This is a genomic window from Pedobacter nanyangensis, assembly GCF_003313505.1.
Lineage (GTDB): Bacteria > Bacteroidota > Bacteroidia > Sphingobacteriales > Sphingobacteriaceae > Pedobacter > Pedobacter nanyangensis.
Map to the genome: position 1 here is coordinate 439,577 of NZ_QMHO01000001.1, position 25,182 is coordinate 464,758.

Below are 25,182 nucleotides of genomic sequence, written 5' to 3' on the forward strand. Positions count from 1 at the left end.
AATGACGACAGGAAAAACGGATGGCCCATTTCAATAAACAAAAATGGGCAGCCCAATGAAGAACTGCCCGAGAAAATCAAACACTATAATTTAATTTATAGCTTCTTTTTATTTATACAGCTGATTGAACAGCCATTTAAATGTTCCATGGGTTTGCGCCCTAAAGGTAATTTCTGGTCCAAAGGCAAATAGCTTTCCTTTACCGTAGCCTGCTTCAAAAGCGGCAACACCATCTTTCAAATAAGCTTGTCCCCAAGCCCAACCACTGCGCAAAGGTTGATCTGTGGCAAACCATGCCAAAGGTTTAATTTTGCCATCGTTCTGGGTAATTTTAAACACTGGGCTATTGTCAAAATACACATCCGTATTTTCATCCAAGCCCCAGTTAGCCGCCAATTTAGCATCTGTTTTAACGCTCAGTACACTTCCTGGCACGTAATATTTATCGTTCGGTAACCGTTTACCTTCTGCGGTAAGTAGGGCGTTTTTAACAGGGAGCCCTAAGTGCGCTGCCAAGTTTGTAGCCGAACCAATGGCCACAATGTTCCCCCCGTTCTCTAAAAAGGCTTTCAATTGAGGGACTGATTTTTCGGCAGTCATTCTACCTACCCTGCCCTTAAATTCATCTGGAATGTTATCCACGGCTGGTGGATTAAACCCTCTTCCGCCACTTTCATTAGCCAATGCAGGTACCGAACCTCCAACCATAATCAGTACATCGTAGTTGTCTTTAAGTTTACCCGCATCAATATCTGGTGGATAAAGCACTGTAATGTCATAGTGATATTGCTCCATAATGTAGCGCATCCATCCCGAGGGCATAGACCCGCCATAAGTATCCCACAAAGCAATTCGAGATGGCCTAACTTTTACTGCTCCTTTTGGTTTGCTAGCCGCAGTCACTTTCATTCCAAAATTATGCTCTGCTTTACTTAGCGCTGCTTTTGCCGCTGCGCTTGCAGGAACATAAAAAGAACCATCCGCAGGGTTACGCAATACTTCTACTTTTGCTTTCAACAATTCGTTTACGGCCAAATAGCTTTCGTTAGCTTGTGCGCTTAACGCAAAGCCACTAGCACTTGGCAAAGTTTGTGGAGTTGCCTTTAACAATTCGCCAAGAGGCATTTTTTGGAAAGGTCCATTAAAGGCATTTAATACTCGGTCAAACTTCACGTTCATCAAATAAGCCAAGGTCCAACCCGCAGCATCATAAGGAGCCACTGGAGGGCCGCCTTCGTATTTAAAATCATTCGGATGATCTTGTGGTTCGAACATATCCAAAACGTGTGGTCTAAATGCTTGATCCGTTTTTACGATATAAGAGCCAGCAGGATATTGTTTGCCTTCCACCGTAAATGCTGCTGTGGCTTTTTGCACTTCTACACCTGTTCTGATCAGCGCATTTAAAAACCTAATGGCCGTGGTAAAATCGGGCTGGTTGGCAGAAATGATGTATCCTCTTGCATCTCGGTTTGCTGGGTCTTTCATCACTTCATCCAAATATTTTGGATCCATGCTTCTTCTACCGCCCGCATTGTCCGATTTGTCTTTCTTTGCCGCTGCGTTAATGGCTTCTATTTTTTTAGGAGAGAAAGACCAAGTATCCTTAGCTCCCCTTTCGATAGAATTTTTGCCCATTTTATACATATTGAACAACAACTCATCGTGATAACGTTGTGCATAATTCAATACCGCATAGTTCATAGACACCGAATAATCGATGGCATTTTTAAAAAACCATTTTTGAGGCAGTACAGGGTTGGGTGAATCGCTATTCGGCAAGAGCCTCGAAGGAACCAAAGGAATTTCCATGGGCGTTGGGCTGCCCACAATTTCGGTAAGCAATCCGATCATGTTATGGAAATAAGTGGTCGTTCTCAACCCACCATTATACCAAGTAGAAAAAACAGAGCCATTTCTTTGGGTATAGCCTGGTTTATCCTCTACGTTTAAGCGATTGTGCATGGCGGCACCAACAGCATCTAAACTGGTCAGGATAATAGGGTCGAAAACATAGTTATGCGGATCACGGAATGGAGGCCCAGCCACTACTGTTCCCGCAGGGCCAGATTGGTGGTGGTTGTACATGATTTGTGGATTCCACTCAATAAACAACTGTCGGCCCATATTTTGCGTTTCCTTTAGGTTAAGCATAAAGAAATCGCGGTTGTTATCGTGTCCTGCATATTTTTGGTACAACACGGGCAAACCTGCCAAAGATCTTTTCTCAGGTATTTTTTCCCGCATGTACCAATTGCTCTGTAATTCTTGCCCATCAGGATTGGCATGGGTCATCAATACAATCACATCGTCCAAAATCCTTGTGGTTTCGGCATCGGTTCTGCTTGCCAAATTATAGGCCGTTTGGATCAATTGATGAGCCCCAACGGTTTCGTTGGCATGTAATCCACCATCAATCCAAACCACTGCTTTGCCTTGCTGTGCCAAGCCTTTTGCTTCTTGCTCGGTCAACGCTTCGGCACGGGCCAATTTTTGGGAAATCGATTTGTATTTCGCCAAGTTCTGATGGTTTTCTGGAGAAGTAATGATCAGCATGTACTGACTTTTACCTTCTTCTGTTTTGCCAATATCTACCAATTTTACTCTTTTCGAGCTGGCGGCTAGTTTCTTAAAATAAGCTTCGGTTTGGGTGTAGTTGGCCAACTGGTAATTATCGCCTATGGCAAAGCCAAAATGCGATTTCGGACTTGGGACCTCCTGGGCAACCGCACTAAGGCTGCTGACCAAAAAGAACATCCAGGCGCCCTTGATCAAGTATCGTTTTATCATCCTGCTTTTTTGTTTGATGGTTAAATCAAATATAGGACAGATAAAAACTCCTTGTAGGACCACGTTAAATTTGTTACACGATTAATTTATGCCTGCCGCAGATGCACAAATATTTTTTTTGATCCGATTATTTAACAAACCGTATAAGGACAATCTGGTAAGTGGTATTTCTGCGACGAACATAATATCCTTTACAAGTTTCTTTTCCTCGTCGCTATTGCATAACTTCGCCGTAACAAGTTCTTAACTTTATCTCAAATCAAACCGATAACGGTTCCCGAGTAATATCGGGATTAATAGGGAATCGTGTGCAAATCACGAGCTGTCGCGCAACTGTAAGTCCTCTTTTGCAAAAAAGAACAGCGCTATCAAAATGCCACTGTGCCAACAAGGTTGGAATGGGAAGGCGATAGTGCTGGGGATAAGTCAGGAGACCTGCCTTTATTGAACTGACAATGTCTTCGCGGAATAGGACAAGGGGTCAAGGTATGATGAGTAATGCCAGAAACTTTCAGCGGTTTGGTTGGCCATGCTTGTCTATGCGCCCTTTATTTCTTCCAAAAAAACATTATTTAGGGTTAGGGCTTAAATATTTTCATTTAAACCCTTTTAAAATGCAAACTCAAGTATTGGGCTATCCGCGAATTGGTAGCCAAAGAGAATTGAAAAAGGCCTGCGAAAGCTATTGGGCAGGCACATCGGGGTACAAAAACGTACTTCAGGTTGGCAAAAACATCCGCCAGCAAAACTGGGAACTCCAAAAAAACCTGGGCGTAGATTTGATCCCCAGCAATGATTTTTCTTATTACGATCAGGTGCTGGACCACTCCTTAATGTTTGGGGCTATTCCACAACGCTATAATGCGGTGGCCGTGCTGCCAAACCACGCAGAGCTAGACCTTTATTTTGCGATGGCCAGAGGTTATCAGCGAAATGGATTGGATATTATTGCGATGGAAATGACCAAATGGTTTGATACCAATTACCATTACATTGTTCCCGAATTTCACAAAAACCAAACTTTCCACCTGTTTTCCACCAAGGTAATTGATGAATTTTACGAAGCCAAACAACTGGGCATCATCACCAAGCCTGTATTGATTGGCCCGGTAAGTTACCTGCTTTTAGGGAAAGAAAAAGAAGCCGGTTTTGATAAGATCGATCTACTTAAAAACCTGCTTCCTGTTTACATCGAGCTTTTAACCAGATTGAAAGCTTTGGGAGCAACGCACATCCAGTTGGATGAACCTTTTTTGGTGCTGGATTTATCGGAAAAAGAGAAACAAGCCTACCAAACCGCCTATCAACAGCTCAGAAAAGCTTTCCCAGAATTAAACTTGATCCTTACCACTTACTTTGGCGCTCTAGAGGATAATTTAGACCTGGCCTGCAGCCTACCTGTAAACACTTTACATGTTGACTTGGTAAGAGCTCCACAACAATTGGAGGAACTGATTGACAAATTGCCACAAGAAAAAACACTTTCGTTAGGATTGGTTGATGGCCGAAATATCTGGAAGAACGATTTTGAAAACTCCATCTCCATCATCAACCATGCAACAAAAGCCCTTGGTAAGGAAAGGGTTTGGATGGGCACTTCATGCTCATTGCTTCACACGCCCTGCGATTTAGACCATGAAAAAAACGAGGCGATATTAACTGCCGAAATTAAGCAATGGATGGCCTTTGCCAAACAAAAAGTAGCCGAACTTACTACCCTAAAGCAGTTAACCAATAACGAGGAAGCTACTTTGGCAAAAGAGAAGCTTGCGCAAAATGTTAAAGCCCAGCAAAGCCGAAAAACCTCACCATTAATCCACAATGAAGCGGTGAAAAATAAGGTTGCCAACATTAGCGAAAGCCACGGTAAACGCTCAAATGCTTTTGCCAAAAGGCGAATTTTACAACAGGAAGCCTTAAATCTTCCTTCCTTTGCCACCACTACTATTGGCTCCTTCCCACAAACTACCGAAGTAAGGAGCTGGCGGGCAAAACTCAAAAAGGGAAGTTTGAACCAGGCGCAATATGACCAATTGATTGCCATTGAAACTGAAAAGGCAGTACGTTGGCAGGAAGAAATTGGCCTAGATGTTTTGGTGCATGGTGAGTTTGAACGAAATGACATGGTGGAATATTTTGGCGAGCAGCTAAGCGGCTTTACCTTCTCCCAAAACGGCTGGGTACAAAGCTATGGCTCCCGTTGTGTAAAACCGCCCATCATTTACGGCGATGTTTACCGGCCAGAGGCGATGACCCTGAAATGGACCGAGTATGCGCAATCCTTAACTTCAAAGTACATGAAAGGGATGCTTACGGGGCCAGTAACCATTTTGCAATGGTCTTTTGTACGTAACGATCAACCACGATCAACCACCTGTACCCAAATTGCCTTGGCCATTAGAGATGAAGTGGTAGACTTAGAGCAAGCGGGGATTAAAATCATCCAAATTGATGAGCCTGCCATTAGGGAAGGTTTACCTTTGCGCAAAGCCGAATGGCAAACTTATTTGGATTGGGCAGTTAAAGCCTTCCGTATTTCGGCAAGCGGTGTACAGGACGAAACACAAATCCACACCCACATGTGCTACTCGGAGTTTAATGATATTATTGACAGCATTGCCGCCATGGATGCCGATGTAATTACCATTGAAACCTCTCGTTCGCAAATGGAACTGCTGAATGCCTTTGCTGACTTCAAATATCCAAACGAAATTGGCCCTGGCGTTTACGATATTCACTCGCCAAGAGTACCTAATAAGGACGAAATGGTATCATTATTAAAAAAGGCTGCTTTAGTAATTCCAAAAGAACAGCTTTGGGTAAACCCTGATTGTGGGCTTAAAACCCGTGGTTGGGATGAAACCAAGAAAGCATTGACGGAAATGGTGGAAGCCGCCAAAACCATGAGGAACAACTAACAATTTTTACCATAGACTTGCGAAGTTTTCAAGCTTCGCAAGTCTTTTAAATTTATCTTTGACCATGACATTAGAAGAAAGGATACAGCGCTCTCAAACTAGTATTTTCAAAGCTGTTTTTCCGAGCACTACCAACCATTACGACACTTTATTTGGCGGTACTGCCATGCACATGATGGATGAAGTAGCCTTTATTACGGCCACCAGATTCAGCAGGCAAAGAATGGTAACCGTAAGTAGCGACAGGATTGACTTTAAGCAACCTATTCCTGCTGGAACATTTGTGGAGCTTGTAGGAAAGGTAACCTACGTTGGCAATACCAGCTTAAGGGTTAGTGTAGAAATTTATATTGAGCAAATGTATGCAGAAGGTAGGGAATTGGCCATTCACGGCGATTTTACTTTTGTGGCTTTAGATGAAAATAAAAAACCTACGCCAGTAATTAAATAGAGGTTAGTAATACTTTGCGTCCTTTGCGAAAACTTCATTCCACCTTTGCGGTAAATACTTAACCGCGAAGAAAATAAAAGACACGCGAAGAACGCAAAGAAAACATTCATTGTTCGTAACAGACCTTTTGCATAATGTTAAGACAGGATCAGAAAACTTTGCGCCCTTTGCGAAACTTCATTACTCCTTTGCGGTAAATTTTTAAACTCGAAGAAAGTTAAAAAATACTTAACCGCGAAGAAAATAAAAGACACGCGAAGAACGCAAAGAAAACATTCATTGTTCGTAACAGACCTTTTGCATAATGTTAAGACAGGATCAGAAAACTTTGCGCCCTTTGCGAAACTTCATTACTCCTTTGCGGTAAATTTTTAAACTCGAAGAAAAAAGCCTGTCGTTTCTTTCTATCCCACCGTGTAAATAAGGCTATTTAGTCAATTAGAAAAAACAAATTTTGAGCATTCAATAATCCCTGCTAATTTAGCTCAACGAAATTCCATGCTCAATTTAGACGTGGTTAACTTTATTAAATAGATGAACCCACAACCATTTACAGCGCTATCTACCGAAGAATTAAAGAAAAAAGCAAAAACATTGAAATTAGCTGTCATTTTCATGGGCTTCTCAGTGTTAATTATGCTCATCTGCGGCATTATTGTTTCTATGAAAAAAGGCTTTAGTGCTTTAGCGGTTACCCCGGTGGCTTTTACGCCTTTGCTAATCATCTTTTCCATTCAGCTGAAACAAGTCAACAATGAGTTGAAAAAGCGAGAAACGGCTTAGTGGATCAGCAAATAAAGGTACACATACACAATAGGCGCAGCAATCAATAAGCCGTCAAAACGGTCCAGAAAGCCACCATGCCCAGGCAAAAAGCTTCCTGAATCTTTCACCTCAAGGCTGCGCTTTAACATCGATTCTACCAAATCGCCAAGGGTGCCAAAGCACGAAATAATGGCCGCCATTCCTGCCCAAACAACGGGTTCTACTTCCGTAAACTGAAAGGATAGGACAATAGATACCACCAGAGAGGTAAAAACGCCTCCAAAAAAGCCTTCCCACGACTTTTTAGGAGAATGTCTTTCAAACAATTTACGCTTGCCTAATTTCATTCCAAACAAATAGGCTCCAGTATCATTTGCCCAAAGCATCAGTAAAAACGCCAATGGGAAATGAAAGCTGTACTCCTCAAAATTCATCAAAAACCCTAACGAGTAAAAGAAACAGAAGGGAATGGTTACATATACAAAACCTACAAAGGTGTAGGAAATATTGGCAAACGGGATTTTGTTTTTCTTATACAGTTCGGCAATAAATATGGAAAATACCAATGGAATAATCAGCAATAGATATTTAAGCTCGAACTGTAGAAAATGATAAGCTGCCGTGGTAATGTAAATAAGTGCTGCTACCACTACACCAATATTACGATGTGGACGGATCCCCCCTATTTTGATCATTTTATAAAACTCTAACAGAGCAACCAAGCTCAATAAGAGATAAAAGCCCGAAAAAGTATAGGCACCCAATAAAATGGATCCTAACATTACAATGGTAAAAAAGAAAGCGGTAATGGCTCTGGTCTTCATATAAAGGTATAGGGTTTAAGAAATAAGATTTTCCTCACTTACCTCATTTCCCTGAGTTTGTGTTGTTCTATCTTTCAAAAATTTGAACAAAGCTAAGGTTAAAATCATACTTATCAAGTATCCATACCAAGGCATTGGTATATCTTCGGCATTGGTGTATGATTGGTTGTTGGCCTGTAAGTAATAGGCCACACAAACGGCATAGGCATTGTTCAAAAAATGGGCAAATACCGCATACCAAATGCTGCCCGTCCAAAAATAAACATAACCAAATGCTGCGCCTAAAAGTAAACGGGGCAAAAATCCGTAAAACTGAAAGTGAATAGTACTAAAAATGGCAGCTGATAACCAAATAGCTGCGTGCGGATTGGATTTGATACGGAAGATGGTTCGTTGTACGGCTCCCCTAAATATAAACTCCTCGCAAATGGCTGGAGTAACGGCAATCACCAATAAATTAACCAGCAATGTTGGAACATCCTTCATTTTTAATATCGCCTCTGTGGTTTTAGCCGCCGTATCTTCCATTTCTCGCATCCATTTTTCTATGCCCTTTAAAAACTCCGGAAAAACCATCTTTTGGTTCCACTCGTTGGCCAAGCCCATCAGGGGCATCCAACAAATGGAGAGTACGGCAACCCACAACAATAGGCTTGCTTTGGGGGCTTTCAATCCGTAAAATTTTGGCAGTTTTTTGCCTTGTACTACCGATAGCAGAATGGCAGGGGCAAGAAACAGGCCGATCTGCTGGGCAACCAATAAAATCTTCAATGGCGAAATGTATTGATCGCTTCCTGTAGCAGCCCCTTTTATTCCAGCCAATCCATCTGTAAAAAATACGATGACAAATCCTATGACCATAAATACAATCAATCCGCCAATGGCGAATAATAAAAGATACAGCATTTGGAAAAAGGGGCTGTCTTCGGGCTTGAATAGGGGCTTTTGATACATTTTATGAATTATGCGTAACTTTGCAAAGTTTTAATTAGCTTGAAGATAGAAAAATGTCTGTAAAGATAGGAAATATTGATTTGGGAGAGTTCCCTTTGTTGTTGGCACCCATGGAAGATGTGAGCGATCCGCCTTTCCGTTATGTGTGCAAACAAGGCGGAGCAGATATGATGTATACGGAGTTTATTTCCTCTGAAGGATTAATTCGCTCTGCGGCAAAAAGTAGGCAAAAGCTTGATATTTTTGAGTACGAGCGCCCAATAGGCATCCAAATTTTTGGAAGCGATATTGAAAGTATGCGTGAGGCTACGGAAATTGCCACCTTGGCCGGCCCCGACCTGATGGATATTAACTACGGCTGTCCCGTTAAAAACGTTGCTTGTAGGGGAGCTGGTTCGGCATTGCTGCAAGATATCGATAAAATGGTGAAGATGACCGAGGCGGTAGTTAAAGCCACCCATTTGCCCGTAACGGTAAAAACCCGCTTGGGCTGGGATGATAATACCAAGAATGTGGAAGAAGTTGCCGAACGTTTACAAGATGTGGGCATTCAAGCTTTAACCATTCACGGCCGTACCAGAGCCCAATTATACAAGGGCGAGGCAGATTGGACCCTAATTAGAGAAATTAAGCGTAACCCTCGCATTAAAATCCCAATTTTTGGGAATGGCGATATTGATAGCCCCGAAAAAGCAGCCAACTGGCGATTGGAATATGGGGTAGACGGGATGATGATTGGCAGAGCAGCCATTGGCTATCCTTGGATTTTCAGGGAAATAAAGCATTTTTTTGCTACAGGACAGCATTTGGCAGGGCCAACTTTAGAAGAACGTGTTGATGCTTGCCGCACACATTTTACCAAATCGTTGGAATGGAAAGGACCAAAGGTTGGCGTGTTTGAAATGCGACGTCATTACAGCAATTATTTTAAAGGATTGCCAGATTTCAAACATTATCGTACTCAATTAGTTAAAGAGGAAAACATCGAAACGATCTATGCGTTGTTAGATGAAATTACTGACAAATACGCCAATATAATGCCCGTTAACGAAATGGCGTGATTATTGAGTACATTTAACAGTTAAATTTACGGCTATGGTTACAGCAATTACTGAAGGCATAAAAATTTCGGTCGATACCATTTATCAGGATGAACATTCTAATCCTGAAAATGGCCATTTCATGTTCGCCTATCGGATCAGCATTGAAAATCTTACTGATTTTGAAATACAGTTGATGCGCCGTCAGTGGTTCATTTTTGACTCTAACGGCACCGCAAGAGAAGTTGAGGGCGAAGGTGTTGTAGGTGTTCAACCGGTTATTATACCTGGCGATAGCTATTCCTATGTTTCGGGTTGCAACCTAAAAACAGATATTGGAAGCATGCGTGGCAGATATTTGATGCGCCGCACCTTAGATGATTCGGAGTTTTTAGTGGAAATTCCTGAATTTGAGTTAGTGGTCCCTTTCAGACTTAATTAACCCTAGTTTTAAACAATCTTCTTTTTTAATCATGCATCTAATTCCTATTCTTAAAGATGGGAACCAGTATGCAACGTTACTTTTTTTCTTTTGTCTTTTATAAGATGACTAACTAAAATTTATTCATCTTATAAAAACAAAAGCCATGTATTTAAAAAGTAAATTCATTATCCTCCTATCTATCTTTTCCATCGTGTTTCTAAAAACGCTTAATGCTCAAAATGGATTTTTAGATCCTGATGTATTTTTGGTGAAAGATAAAAAAGCACCAAAAGTATTATTGGTTGGAAGCTGGCATTTTAATTATCCAGGGCTTGATGCACATAAAGCAAAAGAGGAAAATAAGATCAATATTTATAGCGAGCAGCGTCAAAAAGAATTAAAAAAGCTGCTAGACTATATCAGCAAATTCAAACCAACAAAAATAGCAGTGGAGTCTGGTCCGATAACGGGCTATCTTATTCATAATTTTAAAAGTTTTAAAGCTGGAAAAGAAAAGCTTTATGCAAACGAAAGAAGCCAGATAGGCATGAGATTGGTAGATAGATTTAATTTAGATACCATTTATGGGGTAGATGCTTACCCGCTTTTACTAGAACTGCGAGACAAAAAAGATACGCTACTTCCAAAGACTTATACCGATGAAATCTTGAAAAGACATTATTTTGGTGGGAGTGATGAGATTTCGAAAAGATATACTGAGTTTTATAATTATCGTGAAAGCATGACCGTAAAAAGAACATTGCTCGATAATTTTAGATATATCAATTCGGATAAGGTGATAGACCGTATGTTCGGTGCCAGTATCGCGGGGGGTCAATTCGAATCTAAAAGATTTGAAGGTCCAGATGCCCTTTCAATGCATTGGATGAACAGAAATCTCAGGATTTTCAAAAAAATTAAAGATATCCCCCATGATGAAAACGATAGAATACTGGTTATTTTTGGTGCCGGACATATTCCAATACTTAAATGGCTATTTCAAACCAGTCCACAATTTGAATTGGTAAAATTTAACGATCTTTAAAAGTCAGTAATTTAATGTTAAATGGATGTTTCCTTCATCAGGCAATTATATATTCCCGTTCAACCTACTGTAAAATCTTATGGCGCGGTAAGCTATCAGGAGTTTTTACCTCATGAACAACTACAAACTTATATTTATTGCTATTGGCAGTTAAAAACCAACCAAAAGCTCGACAGTCCTTTCACTTATCGTGTAGTCGCCGATGGTTGCATCGATATTTTTTTCGAGCTCAATCAACCTCAGGAAAATTTTGTAATGGGCTTCTGTAAAAAATATACGGAGTTTGATCTGGCCGAAGAGTTTAATTACATCGGCATTCGGTTTCTTCCTTCTATGTTCCCACAACTATTTGGTGTTGATGCTTCTAGCATTAGCAATAAGGCTGTGGAATTAAAAGAGGTGGTGCCGAAAGTTGCCGCTTTTATCCAAGCTCATTTAGGTGTCAATTTGAATATTGACAGGATTATTTCTCTATTAAATGAGTTCTTTTTAGCTCTTATACCCTTGGCTAATTTTCAAAATGACGTTCGCCTTTACAACGCCATTGCGTTAATTATGAAAAATTACGGCGTGGTTGATATGACTGAAATTGATACCGGACTTAGCCACAGACAGCTACGGAGGCTTTTTGATTTCTATATCGGCGATTCCATGAAAACCTTTAGCAAGGTAGTTCGTTTTCAAAACATTTTGAGGGCAAAACCATCTACCCAAAGTTTACGACAGAACAAATTGTTTTTTGATTCCGGGTTCTTCGATCAATCCCATTTTATTAAAGATTTTAAGCATTTTTACGGGGTAACTCCAAGTAAGGCTTTTGGCAGATAATTGTCCGATTTTTACAATTTTAGCCCCCAGTGTTTAGCCAATTTTGTGTTGATGAAGTCAATAACGAAATATATAACGATGGTGCTGATGGGCTTATTTCTTGCCAAGGGTACCTATGGTCAAACTTTTAAAAACAAGATTGCGATGAAATTAAATGCAGGTGTAATCACCGAGAAATTAGCAGAAACAAAGAAATTCTACACGGAAGTTTTAGGATTTGGAATTACCTTCGAAAACGAGTTCTACTTATTATTGCATACGCCAAACAAAAGCGCAGAAATCAGTTTTCTTTTGCCCAACCACCCCACTCAACAGCTGTTGTTCCATCAACCGTTTAAAGGCCAGGGCATGTACCTTACCATCGAAGTGGAGGATGTAGATGCCCTATACCACCAACTCAAGGCAAAAGGTGTTGCCATTAAAATTGAGTTAAGGGATGAGCCTTGGGGCGATAGACACTTTGCCATTCAAGACCCCAACGGGATTGGCATTGATCTCGTAAAATATTCGCCACAGCAGTAACCCTATTTTTGATTTCTTAGCTGCCTTTGTGCCTTAGTGGGGTAACGGTGAACTATTTTCAATTATTTTCTGCTATTTTCGCCATTATCTAAATTTTATGATTCGGCTCGAGCTAATTGACATTGTTAAGGAACAATTTCCAGCACTGGATATCGCCACCAAAGATGGTATTATCAAGCTTTCTAAAATTATTAAGGCGGAAATTAAACTGAATGACGGCATTTCTGCACAAGATGTAGAAGATTTGGTTAACTTTTTGTCTGTTCATGGAAACAAATTTAACGCCTTAACAGGTCACAAAAATATAGCGGTTATTTTAAGGGGCGAGGGCGAAAGGATAACATTTTCTCCATTTAAGGATAAGGAAGTTGCGGCAGAAACCATCTACGAGTTTCAAGCGGTATTTAGTGAAAACATATCAAAGTACATTAAACAGAGTATTGCGCTAAACAATTGGAACAATTTAAAAAGTTTATTCATTGTTTATCCGTTTATTGTAGCCGAAACCGTTAAACTAGATACCTTAGAGGCTTTACACTTAAAAAATCAAGCCCTGAGCCTGGCTTTGAGAAATGGGGAGCACGCTCCTTTTGCTGAGCAACATCCGTACGCAACAGATGGAGGTTATTTTTCGATGCTGAGCGCAATAGACAACTTGTATTTTGACGCAGATTTAAGGGATATCAACAATAGTGCGGCAGGTTGCCATAAAAATATGGTTGAAATCGCCGTACTTGGGAATATCATTTATGCCCTCACCTTTTACAACGCTTACGATGATGCACTAAACATGATATTGGGAGCCAATAAAAAAACGGCCCACTTCATGATGAACATTCATCAGAAGACCTCGGTGCATCGCCAAAATCGTATGGCAGAAACTGTGCTGTTTATTTTGCTCTTTTTGCTAGTTGGTGTTTTGGCTCTTACCATAGGCTCGCATATTCCAAGGGGAGTTTATATCGTGGTCATCCTAGTGGTGAAGATCATTTTCCTGGTTTCCAAAAAATAGTGCGTTGGTTCCTGTTTTCTGATTTAGTTTTTTTTATCTTGAGCCATATTGCCACATTTCCAGAAGTTTAAATGTTACAGCTCCACTACCTAGAATTTGCCGAAAAGCAACTATCGTCCCTAAATCTTGACAGCAAAAAAGATATTATTAGGCTGGAAAAAATTCTTAAGGCCGAGTCAAAAATCAACCCTGATTTCAATATCAATGCCATTGAAGCGCTGATTTTATTTTTAAACACGTACGGAACTAAATTTATTCCCCTGCTTAAGCATAAAAATATGGCCACCATTTTAAAAGCAGAAGGAGATCACATTAATCCTGCGCCAATTAAAGAAGGAACTTTTGACGAATTGCTGTTGGTGGAGTTTCGCGAAGTTTTTGAGGAAAATATCCTGGCCTACCTCAAAAGCTGCGTTAACAAAAATAACTGGGTCAGTATAAAAAGTGTCTTCAAAATCTATCCTTTTTTACTGACAGATTATATCTCACAGGAAATTATTGAAGCATTTAACCTGAAAAATCAAGCCATAATTGCCGCGCTTAAAACAAACGGTTATCCTTTATTTGTAGCTGAACATGCTTATGCCTCGGATGTCGCTTATTTTGCTTTGCTGAGTGAAGTAGACGAGTATTTTTTTGACGATCAAATCCTTATGATCAATAATATCATCGCCGATAGGCAGCGAGATAAAATGGCCGATAAAGCTGCCCTTGGAAAAGTTTTGTATGCGGCGAGCTACTACAATGCTTTTTCCAGCGAACTGGCATTAACCTTGGAAAGCAACCAGGGTATTGCCCATGATTGGGTATATCCTGGTGGTGAAAAACCGGTTATATGGCCCACAAGCAATGTTATTGCATTGGTCATCGCTATTTTAATTGCCGTTGTAATTTTAGCTTTTCTGCCTACCAACATAGGTGGCATAGCATGGATTTCCATTATTATGGGCAGATTGGCTTTTACACTACTCAAAAAGTAGCATCCCCAGCTTATCTTAACCCTAAAGTTCCGTTTTGATCTTCAAAATAATCTTTAGGCTTTATTTTTAGCAAGTTGTAAAGTGCCGAAATAACTGATTTCAGTTCTGATATATTCCTTTTTTCAGCAGCTTGCTCCCCTTTTTCAAAAAGACTTTCAGCTTGGGCGGCATTTTCATAAAACATCACATCAAGGTGCTTGTAATCGTAAAACAGCTCTATATAAGCATCGTCGTTTTGATAATACAATTCTCTCGAAAGTTTCTTCAGCTCTTTAATTTTGGATCTAATGATAGATAACTGATTAGAGTTGATGAAAATGTTTTCGTTCTTGATCAGATTATCAAAGGTTCTTTCGATTTTCAGGTTGGGCTTGTGCAACAATTCCTCTCTTATTTCTTGTTTGCAGGCTTGATATTCTTCAATTTCCAACAGGACATTCTTTTCCCTTACCAACTGGTCAAACTGCTGAAATACCTTTCTTTTACGTTCGTCGATATTGAATATTTTGTCGGTTACGGCGTCATCTTCCGCTTCTATCAATTCCCTAAGCAGTTCTATGATCCCTATTCTGATTTCATTAAGGTTTTCGACCATATCGCCAGATTGGCTATAGGCATATCCTTCTATCTCCTCGTCTATATCGTTTAACACCCCGTTAAGCTCGCTTCGCATTTTCTCTATGGAAATGTTCCTAGATGAGGCGTTGAACACTTCACGTTGCTCCAAACCAATCGAATCAATGTAAATACCGATCGCCAAGTCTCTCGATTCACTGATTTCGAAATTGATTTCGATATCGGTACCTTTCAATAAATTAGATTCCAGGTTTTTTGCATCAATTTCCAGATAGCCGATACAAAGGTTACTTGCGGGCGAGGTAGCCGCATTGCCCTCAACAACATTGAGGATCAATTTATCTGAAGTTCCTTTCAAAATGGTTTTTGAAATGGTTTTGTAGATTTTTTTTGATAAGGGAAGTATCTCGTTTTTTTTAAATACTTTTTCCAGATAGGTTGTTCCCAAAGTATCATCTACCTCAATACAGATATCATTGGGCAATGGTTGGCCCGATATGTTATAAATACCGTGGTTAATTGCCAGTGCGTCTTTTTCGTGAACGATATTCTGAAATTTATCTAAAATCTTAACGTTAAAATAGTTGGTAGCTTTTGGCAGTACTTTTAAAAATTCATTAAACCGGGAGTGGAATGGCATTAAACCGGTATCAAATCCTCCATCTGAACGCGTAATCCTGTAGTAGCCAGAAAAATCTCCCTCTACCAGTCCTGTTAACAGTTCTTCCGAATCTTGTGTATTAACCTCATACACAAGTTTTACTGCTCGTTGCGGTTCTTTTGCGGCTACCGGAATTTCCTTTTTAAGTTCATGGTTATCGGGCTTTAACGTTTTGGTTCCCGCAAAGTAGGCCGCACCCACAATAATAGCCGTTGTTGGGTCTATGGTAGAGTCAACGTAACATTCAAAACTTTTGGAAAGCGTGGTTCTGATATAGGGAATGTAAGTAGTGCCTCCTACCAGTATAATGCGGTCTATTTCAGCATTGCTAACATTATTTTTTTCCAATAGAAGTTTGGTGAGCTTTATGGTTTCTGCTACTTTAGGCGCAATAAGCTCGTTAAATTGTTCTCTTGTTATTTCAAGTTCAATAAAGTTTCCATTAACCTCAATTTCTATAAAGGTAGATGTATTGATGGAAAGCTCCTTTTTTGCTTCCTCGGCCTTATATACCAGCTCTATAAGTAGCTTTTTATAGGATGTTTGGTTAACGCCAACCATTTTTTTCCAAAGCTTTTCTTCGTTTAAAAGTGGCTCCAAACTGGGGCACAAGAGGTGTTCAACCATGAGCTGATCAATATCTATCCCACCTAAAAAGTTATTGCCCTGGTGGTCTATCACCTTGAGCTCCCTATCGTTTATTTTCACCAGGGCAACGTCAAAAGTCCCGCCGCCAAAATCGTAAACCAGCCACTTTTTGGTTTCCGCTGTTTCTATATTTTGAGTATTTGCATAGGCTAGGCAAGCGGCAATGGGCTCTTGTAACAATACTACTTCTTGAAAACCTGCTTGGTGCCCTGCGGTTTTCGTTGCATTAGATTGAATGGTATCAAATGAGGCGGGAATGGTGATTACCGCTCCTTTTGGCTTTTCTTCGCCCACAAAATTAACCAGTTCCTTCAGTATCAGCGTAGAAAAATCTATGGCACTTTTTTCCTCGTTGCTGTTTGGTATTTTATAGATAAACTCGCTGCCCATTTTCCTTTTGAACGAAGAAAAAACGTGCTCGGGGTTTACTTTTGTAAACTCCCTTGCTTTATCCCCTATTAAAATCCTGTCGTTTCTGTAAGCCACCACTGATGGCAGGGTTTCCTTAAAGCCTACCGGATTTTTAAAAACAGTAACCTTTCCATTTTGAAATCTTCCAATTCCAGAGTTGGTCGTTCCCAAATCTATCCCGAAATCAATATTTTCCATAACTACTCTACTATTACAACCGCTTTTTGAATTAGCGTATAAACGCCATCTACATTATGGTAAACAACTGGTTTCAACACCTTGGTAATTTTTTGCCGGCCATTCTCGGTGAGCAGGTTAGCTTCTATTGATAGGTCTCTTTCATCGTATGTTTGGCCAATTGGATTAACGATTTTATATCCTTTTTGCTCCAGTTCATAGTAAAGCCTTTCAAAATTGCGCTGTAGGTTCCCTTTCTCCTGGGTGTTGAGTTTGCTTTCTATTTCAAAAATCTGATTGATTATATTTTTCATCTGAATATTGCGAGTCGTTAAGTGCTAAGTTATCATTCTTAAATAGAAAAATAACATTGCGCCTTTTAAATTTTGCAAAGAAAGAGCACAAATGGCGAGGGGTGCCGCATTTTCAGTATCAGGGTAAGTAGGCATCAAAAAAAGCGATAGAGTTATTCCATCGCTTTTAATTAAATTTTTACTTTTAGCATTATTCTCGGTTTCTGCCAAACAGCATCGAAGCGTAGTAAAGCAGGTTTGCCAATGCGCCCAATGCAGCAACTACATAAGTCATAGCTGCCCACCATAGTGCATCTTTGGCCTGTGTATTTTCTTCGGAGGTTCGCATTACTCCCTGGTTGTTCTTCAGCCAGAGCAGGGCTCTGTTACTGGCATCAAATTCCACTGGTAGTGTAACAATACTGAACAAAGTAATAATGGCCAAGCCAACTACCCCAATGCCCAGTACAATTGGCGGGCCGTTAAAAGCAATTAATAATACCCCTATCAACAGTACCCATTGCAAAAGATTTGAGGAAATGCTTACAATAGGCACCATATTAGATCGAAACTGCAACCAGTTGTAGCTTTTAGCGTGTTGTATGGCATGCCCGCACTCATGCGCCGCTACCGCTGCTGCCGCAACACTTCTACCATAATATACATCGGTGCTTAAATTTACGGTCATATCTGCCGGATTGTAATGATCCGTTAGCTGGCCTTCTGAACTTAGCACTTTCACATTGTAGATTCCATTGTCGTGTAGCATCTTCTCTGCTACCTCTTTTCCCGAAAAGCCTGAGTTAAGCTGCATTTCTGCATATTTCGAGAATTTATTTCTGAAACGCCACTGTACAAACATACTAAGCAGAAGTATCGGAATAAATAAAATTAAATACGTTTCCATTTTTCAAATGTTTGTGTTATTCGGTTTCGCTAAATCAAAAAGTGTTCCCATCTTTATAAAAACTTAAATTTTTTACAATTTTCATGCGATTGCCTAACATATCCTATTGGGAAAAGCGCCATTTTTACCGGGCCGATGTTATTATTGTGGGCAGCGGAATTGTAGGATTAAGCGCAGCCATTGCCATCAAAAAAGAACGGGTAGATACGCACGTAATCGTATTGGAAAGGGGTTTTCTGCCGTCTGGAGCCAGTACCAAAAATGCTGGCTTTGCCTGTTTTGGAAGTATCTCAGAACTGATTGAACAGGAAAAAATTTGTGGTACCGATGGTTTACACACGCTTGTAAAAAAACGTTGGCTTGGTCTTCAAAAACTGCGTTCCCTGGTTGGTGATCCTAAGCTTGAGCTACAAATTAATGGCGGGTTTGAGCTTTTCAACAAAGAAGATGAACCGCTAGCGGAAGAATGTGTATCGAAAATTGGGCATTACAACCACTTGATAAAGGACATTACCCAAGAAACCAACGCATTTGCTACGGCAAACGAAAAGCTTAAATCCTTTGGCTTTGGAAACATAGGTTGCCTTATATCAAACAAATTGGAAGGGCAGCTCGATCCTGGAAAAATGATCAGGTCACTGAGCGAAATAGCCGCCTCACTTGGCATTTGCATCTTAAACTGTTGTGAAGTTACAGGTTTTGAAGAAAGGGAAAACGAACAGGTTATTTTTAGCAATCAAGGTAGTTTTAACGCAAAAAAAATCTTATTTTGTACCAATGCCTTTGCCAATCAATTATTTCCTCAGCTTGCATTAAAGCCAGGCCGTGGACAAGTATTAATTACCAAACCTATTGAAAACTTAAATTGGAAAGGTACTTTTCACTACAACAAAGGTTACTATTACTTTAGAAATGTTGGTAATAGGGTATTGCTTGGTGGTGGTAGAAACCTTGATTTTTTTACCGAGGAAACCCACCAATTTGGCGAAACTCCTTTGGTACAAAACAGCCTTTTGCACTTAATGAGATCGGTGATCTTACCAGAAAAATCTTTTGAGATAGAACAAAAATGGAGCGGTATCATGGCTTTTGGACCAACGCTCTCTCCTATTATCAAAGAAGTAAGCCCAAATATATTTTGCGCTGTACGTTGTAACGGAATGGGCATTGCCATTGGCAGCCAAACAGGTCAAGAAGCGGCAGCGCTGGTACTGAGGAGCTTTTAATTCATCACTCAAAAACAATGGTCTTGTTTCCAACCACAAAAACGCAGTCGTCAAATACCAGTTCCAAGGCCTTGCTCAGTACCTATTTTTCGATTTCCCTTCCTGCAATAGCCACCTGTTTGGCGCCGTATATGGTTTATGTGAATAGTTTGCTGATTGATAATTGGTCCTTCGTCCAAATCATCCGTTACAAAATGAGCTGTTGCTCCAATATAACCTCAGTTCCTCTGTATTTTTAAACTATTGCTGCACGATATTCTTGCAAAAAATCGCTTTTCTTCTTCGTCTATAAACTTACGCATGGCAATAATGTTAAGCTGATGGTTAGCTAAAATATGGGTGATATTTGCCACTAAACCAACTTCATCTTTACATTGTATTAAAACTAAAAGTTTATTCATGAACTAAATATTAGGATTTAAGTAAAATCAAATATAGACCACCACGTTAATTTCGTTACTTTGTATTCTTATTGTTCAAATAAACCTCATAGACACATCGTTTTTATAAGCTATTTCTCTATGCTTTAAATAAATTTTTATGGAAATTGCTATTGTTGCCTTATTAGTTATTGTGTTGATTTTCTTGGTGGTATTAATCAGTAGAAAGCCCAATAAACCCGCTGAGCAGGATCTTTTTTCGGTTAACTTTTTAAAGGATGAAAATCAAAAACTACAACAAGAACTGGTGCAATTGCGGGCCAATTACATCAACGAAAATAACCGTGCTACCCGGGCCGAAGAAAATTTGAAGGCACAACGCGAAATTTCACAAAAGCAACAGCAAAATCTGGAGGAGTTGCAACAACGGTTCACCTTGGAATTTGCTAACATTGCCAACAAATTATTGGATGAAAAATCGGCGAAGTTTACTGCACAGAACCAAAGTAACTTAGATCAAATTCTTAATCCACTAAAAGCAAATATCAAGTCTTTTGAAGAAAAAGTAGAAAAGGTTTATCAAACAGAAGCCGCAGAAAGAAGCCAGTTAAAAGGCGTGATTTTCCAATTAATGGACCAAAGCAAACAAATCCAAACGGATGCAAATAACCTAACCAAGGCTTTAAAGGGCGATAACAAAAAGCAGGGCACTTGGGGCGAAATCGTATTGGAGCGTGTGCTGGAAACTTCGGGCCTTGTGAAGGATAGAGAATATAGTATCCAAAGAAGCTTAAATAACGCCGAAGGCGCCCGTTTGCAACCAGATGTGATTATTAACCTGCCTGACGAAAAAAACTTGATTGTAGACGCTAAAATTTCGTTGGTTGCTTATGAAAGAATGGTAAATGCGGAAGACGAAGCCGAAAAAGTGATCTATCTTAAACAACATCTTCTCGCTATCAAAAATCATATTGACGGTTTGTCTGCTAAAAACTATCAGCATTTGTATGAGATCAGCTCCCCGGATTTTGTTCTTTTATTTTTACCCATAGAAGCTTCATTTAGCGTTACTGTGCAGGCTGATACAGAACTTTTCAACTATGCTTGGAACAAAAAAGTGGTTTTGGTAAGCCCAACTACCCTGTTGGCCACTTTACGTACCATTGCCAGTATTTGGAAAGTAGACAGGCAAAATAAAAACGTTTTTGAAATAGCCGAAGAAGCAGGTGCCTTGTATGATAAGTTTGTAGGTTTTTTGAATGATATGGAGAAAATAGGAAAGCATATTGAACAAACCCAAAAAGCGCACGACGATGCTTTCAAAAAATTACAGTATGGCAGTGGCAATTTGATCGGAAAGGTTGAAAAAATCAAGAAGTTGGGCGCAAAAACAAAATCAAATAAACATATCGATACCAAGTTTCTGGACAACGAAGAATTATAGTGCCGCAATCAGCTTTATCAATTTTTCTTCCTGAAACTGCCTGCTAAACTCATAAAGTTCTTCATTGGTGCGGTTTATGCGTTGCGGCTGCCCGTTAAAATGTTTATCTAACGATTCCTTTAATAAGTTTACGATCTCTTGTTCGTTATGGCATATAAAGCCAGCATTGTTCTTTTGGATACTTTCCGCTAAATCGCCATGGTCATTTATAGGCAATAGGATAGGTTTTTGGAAAGCCAAGTATTCGTATTGCTTGGTCGTAATAATCTCTCGCCGATCTCCATATTTCAGGTGAAAAAACATTGCTGCACTATATAGCTCGGTATATACTTCCTCAATTGGCATTTTTGCACTGATGGAGGTATAGGGCTCCAGGTTATAGTTCCTAATTAGCTCCTTAAGCCTGATGGATTCATCCGTTCCCACAAACCTGATCTGGAAATACTGGGGCTGGATCGTGAACTGATCAATAAACTTTCTTACGGCTTTAAAAAACGTGGTATCCTGTAACTGGTCATTATAAACAGAGCCCAGGTAAACTAATTTGAAAGTATAGGGATGGTCTTTTATCTTCTTAAAATCAATTTTCTTAAGATCATATCCATTCCTGATGACCTGTACCTGATCTCGATATTTCTCCGGAAAAAGCCTGCGGATAGACTCGGAGATGGTTACGATCAGGTCTGCATTTTTCAGGTTTCGCATTTCTCTTCTTTTCAGGAAAAATTTCCTCAGAAATGACAATAGTTTGCTGTCTTCGATAGATGGATAGCCAAAAACCCCCGGGTCTCTAAAATCCAATACCAGCTTGCATCCAAATTCCTGCTTGAGCGCATTTCCTAAATTATGGATTGCGATAGAAGGAAATGAAGCAAAAATAACATCATTTGGGGTAATATTGATATTGGTTTTCCTTTTGTACTTGGCAAATTCCCTACCCAAATCAAAAATTTCTTTCCCCGTAAAAAAGTAATAGGTAATCAACAATAATTTAGAAAAACCCCGCCTGCCATTTTCCAACAGGCTTTTATAAAAATTGTGGAAAAAACCAGGGGTATAACTTAAGGGTATTTCAATAAGGGTACCTTTAATTTTTATGGGCTTTTTTACTTTATTTTTGTTTCCATAAACAAAGTGCACTTCGTAAGCCTGGGAGAGCGCTTCGGAAATACTTAATAGCCTGTTAAATCCAGTTTGGTAGGTTTCCCTACCATGATAAGAAAATACAAATATTCTCTTCAATAGTTATGGTTTGTTTATGCAGCCAATATATTGAATATGGAATGATTTTATCAAATAAAATTGATTAATCACAACTACTTTTTAAAAGCATTCCAGCCTTGGGCGGTCAATTCGTGAACAACATCAGACTTTGAAATCATTTTTACGCCCGAGTTTTTATCGGTGATATGTCCAATAATACTGATGTCTACATCATTTTTAATTTTCTCATAATCAGCCTGTTTAATTGTAAAAAGCAGTTCATAATCTTCACCACCGTTAAGTGCACAAACTGATGGGTCTAAGCCTAGTTCCCTGGCGGTTTCATAGGTTACCGGGTCTATGGGAAGTTTGTCCTCATAAATGGTGCAACCTTTATCACTTTGGGTGGTGATATGCAGAATTTCAGAGGCCAAACCGTCAGAAACATCAATCATAGCGGTAGGTTTTATCTTCAATTGGGCCAATAAATCCACTACATCCCTACGTCCTTCGGGCTTCAATTGGCGTTCTATGATATAATCTTTTCCTTCCAGGTCAGGTTGTATTTGCGGGTTTTCCAAAAAAATCTGCTTTTCACGCTCCAAAATCTGCAAGCCTACATAAGCGCCTCCCAAATCGCCCGAAACACACAGCAAATCGCCTTCCTGAGCACCATTTCTATAGGTAACATCTTCTTTGGCAGCATAGCCGATGCTAGTTACGCTGATAACTAAGCCCTGCCTGCTTGCCGAAGTATCTCCACCAATTAAATCAATATTGAATTTATTGCAGGCCAATTCAATTCCTTTATAAATTTCTTCCACGGCTTCCAACGGAAATTTACTGGAAACACCTAGCGAAACCGTAATTTGTGTAGCCACACCATTCATAGCGTAGATATCGCTCAAATTTACTTGTACCGCTTTATAGCCCAAATGCATTAAAGGCACATAAGATAGGTCAAAATGAATGCCTTCCAATAAAAGATCTGTAGAAATTAAAGCTTGTTTGTCTTTAAAGTCAAGTACGGCTGCGTCATCTCCAATACCTTTTATCGAGCTGTCGTGCCTTAACTGGAAATTTTCAGTGAGGTGCTTGATCAGGCCAAATTCTCCCAATTCCTCTAGCGAAGTACGCTCTTTATTTTCGAACATTATTTTTTTCTTTTATATCTGTTAAAACCCATTGCAACTCCCTGTCATAGTTGCTTATTCTATCTTTTAGGTCCGATTGTATTTCCACGTCCGGAAACACCCCTCTACCCACTTCTTTTTGTTGATAAACTGGCGCCATCCTGTTTAAGCCAAAACGCAAACCTAATTTACTGTTTTTCAAGGTAACAATTGGTATTCTGCCAGCGGTACACTGGTTTGCGCCACCACCTGTTTCTGTTCCCACAAATGTTGCTCTGTTAATGGCCTTTAAGTTGGCACTTAACAACGAAGATGCCGAAAAGCTAAACTCATTGATCAATACATAAACCTTGCCCTTATAATTGTTTTTTTGTGCTTTTTGCGGGCTATATCCTTTCATAAAAGAAAAGAAATTACCTTGATCATCTTCATAAAGCCTGCTGTCATCGTTTAAACCGGTAAGGTAATAAGTGAGTTTTTGCAAGCCATTTCCATATTTGTTGGCACTAAAATGGCCATTATTAATGGGCTTATCCAAATAAACAAAATCCTTATCGGTTAAATAGGCAAACAAGGCCAAACTGGCGCTTAAGGTACCACCCGGATTATTCCTGATATCAATAACCAGGTTTTTGGTTCTGGACAGCGCAATACTGTCAAAACATTGTTTATAAAAAAGTGGAAAATTAGCTGTTGGTACCGAAAAACTCTTTATTTTAAGATATGCTATCTGCTTTTCCTGATCTAGGAACCTGAAATCTAACTGATATTCATCATTCACTTTCTTGCCCCGATATTTGATGGAACCAGGTATTTTCTTGGTGGCCGCTTTTTCAATTGTTTTACCGGTATCTGTCTTTTTCTTCAGTTCTTCCGCTTTCTTTTTGTCGTAAAACGATATATAGCTACTGGTAACTACACTGTCTTTTTTAAATTTTATGTACAAACTATCCTGTTCCGAAAAATATATTTTGTACAGCTGCGGAAAACTACGTTCTATTCGTTTGTTGCGAGACTGCGAATTAAAACCGTCATAACTAAAACCTGTGGAAATAATATTGAAAATCTCCTTGGGCGCTAAACCATCTATTTCCAAAATCTCAGTACCGGTTTTAATCGTTTTATCTTTACTCTTATTGTTGATCACGATAAGTTTATCATCAACTACTGCATAGGTAAACTGCTGCAGCGGATAAATCTTATTTTTTATCCTTTCCCGCTCATGTTTATCTTTTTCTATTACTGAGGGATATCTTAAAGCCGTATGTCCACATCTAATGGCAGCAATTACCGGCGAAAGCTTCTGATAGAATTGTGCCGTGGTTAGTGGTTCGTCAATCGCCTTTTTTAAACTATCAAATTTATCGTCGAGCGCCTTTTTTGAGATATACCAGTATAAGCCCGGATGCCCTTCTTTAAGGATTTGGTAAGAAAGATCCACGTCTTGTTTTAACGCTTCTGCACGGTGTTTTTTCTCCGTAATGGCATAATTATAATCCTTTACAGAGGAGCAAGCACCTAAAAAAACGGTACTCATCAACAACACATGTGCAAAAAATCGCCTTTTCAA

The 25,182-nt window shown here is 39.6% G+C and carries 22 protein-coding genes and 1 riboswitch; of the genes, 12 read left to right on the forward strand and 10 right to left on the reverse strand.

What is annotated here, in order from left to right; translation table 11 throughout:
* Nucleotides 1-108: 108 nt before the first annotated feature.
* Nucleotides 109-2,790 carry a M14 family metallopeptidase gene (locus tag DUT71_RS02070; RefSeq protein WP_113660851.1) on the reverse strand — a complete coding sequence of 894 codons (2,682 nt, stop codon included), beginning with the start codon at nucleotides 2,788-2,790 and terminating at the stop codon, nucleotides 109-111.
* Between the two features lie 254 nt (nucleotides 2,791-3,044).
* Nucleotides 3,045-3,247: riboswitch (cobalamin riboswitch) on the forward strand.
* Between the two features lie 157 nt (nucleotides 3,248-3,404).
* On the opposite strand from DUT71_RS02070, the gene metE reads away from it, so the two are divergent.
* From metE to DUT71_RS02085, 3 genes are all read left to right on the forward strand, one after another.
* Nucleotides 3,405-5,708: a 5-methyltetrahydropteroyltriglutamate--homocysteine S-methyltransferase gene (gene metE / locus DUT71_RS02075; RefSeq protein ID WP_113661089.1), complete on the forward strand. Its 2,304-nt coding sequence runs from the start codon at nucleotides 3,405-3,407 to the stop codon at nucleotides 5,706-5,708.
* A gap of 64 nt (nucleotides 5,709-5,772) precedes the next feature.
* Nucleotides 5,773-6,159 carry an acyl-CoA thioesterase gene (locus DUT71_RS02080; RefSeq protein WP_113660852.1) on the forward strand — a complete coding sequence of 129 codons (387 nt, stop codon included), beginning with the start codon at nucleotides 5,773-5,775 and terminating at the stop codon, nucleotides 6,157-6,159.
* Nucleotides 6,160-6,693: 534 nt separating this feature from the next.
* Complete coding sequence (locus DUT71_RS02085; protein ID WP_113660853.1) at nucleotides 6,694-6,942, forward strand: hypothetical protein; 249 nt, start codon at nucleotides 6,694-6,696, stop codon at nucleotides 6,940-6,942.
* Here DUT71_RS02085 and DUT71_RS02090 read toward each other — a convergent pair.
* Both DUT71_RS02090 and DUT71_RS02095 read right to left on the reverse strand, forming a co-directional pair.
* Nucleotides 6,939-7,748, reverse strand: a complete 810-nt coding sequence (locus tag DUT71_RS02090; RefSeq protein ID WP_113660854.1) for a phosphatidate cytidylyltransferase — start codon at nucleotides 7,746-7,748, stop codon at nucleotides 6,939-6,941. The two genes, DUT71_RS02085 and DUT71_RS02090, sit on opposite strands and share 4 nt — an antisense overlap.
* Before the next feature lie 15 nt (nucleotides 7,749-7,763).
* Nucleotides 7,764-8,702 (reverse strand): type II CAAX endopeptidase family protein, encoded by a 939-nt coding sequence (locus tag DUT71_RS02095; protein WP_113660855.1) that lies wholly within the window; start codon nucleotides 8,700-8,702, stop codon nucleotides 7,764-7,766.
* 53 nt (nucleotides 8,703-8,755) lie between these two features.
* On the opposite strand from DUT71_RS02095, the gene dusB reads away from it, so the two are divergent.
* The 7 genes from dusB to DUT71_RS02130 all read left to right on the forward strand — a co-directional run bounded on the left by dusB (nucleotide 8,756) and on the right by DUT71_RS02130 (nucleotide 14,553).
* The gene (gene dusB, locus DUT71_RS02100) at nucleotides 8,756-9,763 is read left to right on the forward strand and encodes a tRNA dihydrouridine synthase DusB (RefSeq protein ID WP_113660856.1); all 1,008 of its coding nucleotides are present in this window, start codon (nucleotides 8,756-8,758) and stop codon (nucleotides 9,761-9,763) included.
* A 34-nt stretch (nucleotides 9,764-9,797) separates the two neighbouring features.
* On the forward strand, nucleotides 9,798-10,184 hold the full coding sequence (apaG, locus tag DUT71_RS02105) for a Co2+/Mg2+ efflux protein ApaG (RefSeq protein ID WP_113660857.1): 387 nt from the start codon (nucleotides 9,798-9,800) through the stop codon (nucleotides 10,182-10,184).
* A 145-nt stretch (nucleotides 10,185-10,329) separates the two neighbouring features.
* The gene (locus tag DUT71_RS02110; protein WP_113660858.1) at nucleotides 10,330-11,211 is read left to right on the forward strand and encodes a DUF5694 domain-containing protein; all 882 of its coding nucleotides are present in this window, start codon (nucleotides 10,330-10,332) and stop codon (nucleotides 11,209-11,211) included.
* Between the two features lie 21 nt (nucleotides 11,212-11,232).
* Nucleotides 11,233-12,039 carry an AraC family transcriptional regulator gene (locus DUT71_RS02115; protein WP_113660859.1) on the forward strand — a complete coding sequence of 269 codons (807 nt, stop codon included), beginning with the start codon at nucleotides 11,233-11,235 and terminating at the stop codon, nucleotides 12,037-12,039.
* Between the two features lie 51 nt (nucleotides 12,040-12,090).
* Nucleotides 12,091-12,561: a VOC family protein gene (locus DUT71_RS02120; protein ID WP_240186827.1), complete on the forward strand. Its 471-nt coding sequence runs from the start codon at nucleotides 12,091-12,093 to the stop codon at nucleotides 12,559-12,561.
* 97 nt (nucleotides 12,562-12,658) lie between these two features.
* Complete coding sequence (locus DUT71_RS02125) at nucleotides 12,659-13,573, forward strand: hypothetical protein (protein ID WP_113660860.1); 915 nt, start codon at nucleotides 12,659-12,661, stop codon at nucleotides 13,571-13,573.
* Between the two features lie 71 nt (nucleotides 13,574-13,644).
* The gene (locus DUT71_RS02130; RefSeq protein WP_113660861.1) at nucleotides 13,645-14,553 is read left to right on the forward strand and encodes a hypothetical protein; all 909 of its coding nucleotides are present in this window, start codon (nucleotides 13,645-13,647) and stop codon (nucleotides 14,551-14,553) included.
* A 10-nt stretch (nucleotides 14,554-14,563) separates the two neighbouring features.
* Here DUT71_RS02130 and DUT71_RS02135 read toward each other — a convergent pair whose 3' ends face one another.
* From DUT71_RS02135 to DUT71_RS02150, 3 genes are all read right to left on the reverse strand, one after another.
* On the reverse strand, nucleotides 14,564-17,047 hold the full coding sequence (locus DUT71_RS02135; protein ID WP_113660862.1) for an Hsp70 family protein: 2,484 nt from the start codon (nucleotides 17,045-17,047) through the stop codon (nucleotides 14,564-14,566).
* A 2-nt stretch (nucleotides 17,048-17,049) separates the two neighbouring features.
* Nucleotides 17,050-17,340 (reverse strand): hypothetical protein, encoded by a 291-nt coding sequence (locus DUT71_RS02140; protein ID WP_113660863.1) that lies wholly within the window; start codon nucleotides 17,338-17,340, stop codon nucleotides 17,050-17,052.
* Nucleotides 17,341-17,530: 190 nt separating this feature from the next.
* Nucleotides 17,531-18,226 (reverse strand): zinc metallopeptidase, encoded by a 696-nt coding sequence (locus tag DUT71_RS02150; RefSeq protein WP_113660865.1) that lies wholly within the window; start codon nucleotides 18,224-18,226, stop codon nucleotides 17,531-17,533.
* An 83-nt stretch (nucleotides 18,227-18,309) separates the two neighbouring features.
* Here DUT71_RS02150 and DUT71_RS02155 point away from each other — a divergent pair, with 83 nt between their 5' ends.
* A complete protein-coding gene (locus tag DUT71_RS02155; RefSeq protein ID WP_113660866.1) occupies nucleotides 18,310-19,452 on the forward strand; it encodes an NAD(P)/FAD-dependent oxidoreductase in 1,143 nt (380 codons plus the stop codon).
* 218 nt (nucleotides 19,453-19,670) lie between these two features.
* Here DUT71_RS02155 and DUT71_RS20435 read toward each other — a convergent pair whose 3' ends face one another.
* Nucleotides 19,671-19,853: an ACT domain-containing protein gene (locus DUT71_RS20435; protein ID WP_240186828.1), complete on the reverse strand. Its 183-nt coding sequence runs from the start codon at nucleotides 19,851-19,853 to the stop codon at nucleotides 19,671-19,673.
* A gap of 139 nt (nucleotides 19,854-19,992) precedes the next feature.
* Between DUT71_RS20435 and DUT71_RS02165 the strand changes: the two genes are divergently transcribed.
* Nucleotides 19,993-21,276, forward strand: a complete 1,284-nt coding sequence (locus DUT71_RS02165; protein ID WP_113660867.1) for a DNA recombination protein RmuC — start codon at nucleotides 19,993-19,995, stop codon at nucleotides 21,274-21,276.
* Here DUT71_RS02165 and DUT71_RS02170 read toward each other — a convergent pair.
* The 3 genes from DUT71_RS02170 to DUT71_RS02180 form a co-directional block, all read right to left on the reverse strand.
* The gene (locus DUT71_RS02170; protein WP_113660868.1) at nucleotides 21,271-22,518 is read right to left on the reverse strand and encodes a glycosyltransferase family protein; all 1,248 of its coding nucleotides are present in this window, start codon (nucleotides 22,516-22,518) and stop codon (nucleotides 21,271-21,273) included. The two genes, DUT71_RS02165 and DUT71_RS02170, sit on opposite strands and share 6 nt — an antisense overlap.
* Nucleotides 22,519-22,592: 74 nt before the next feature.
* Nucleotides 22,593-23,633: a thiamine-phosphate kinase gene (gene thiL / locus DUT71_RS02175; protein ID WP_113660869.1), complete on the reverse strand. Its 1,041-nt coding sequence runs from the start codon at nucleotides 23,631-23,633 to the stop codon at nucleotides 22,593-22,595.
* A complete protein-coding gene (locus DUT71_RS02180; protein WP_162795914.1) occupies nucleotides 23,620-25,149 on the reverse strand; it encodes a S41 family peptidase in 1,530 nt (509 codons plus the stop codon). Before DUT71_RS02180 ends, thiL begins: the two co-directional genes overlap by 14 nt.
* Nucleotides 25,150-25,182 lie beyond the last annotated feature (33 nt).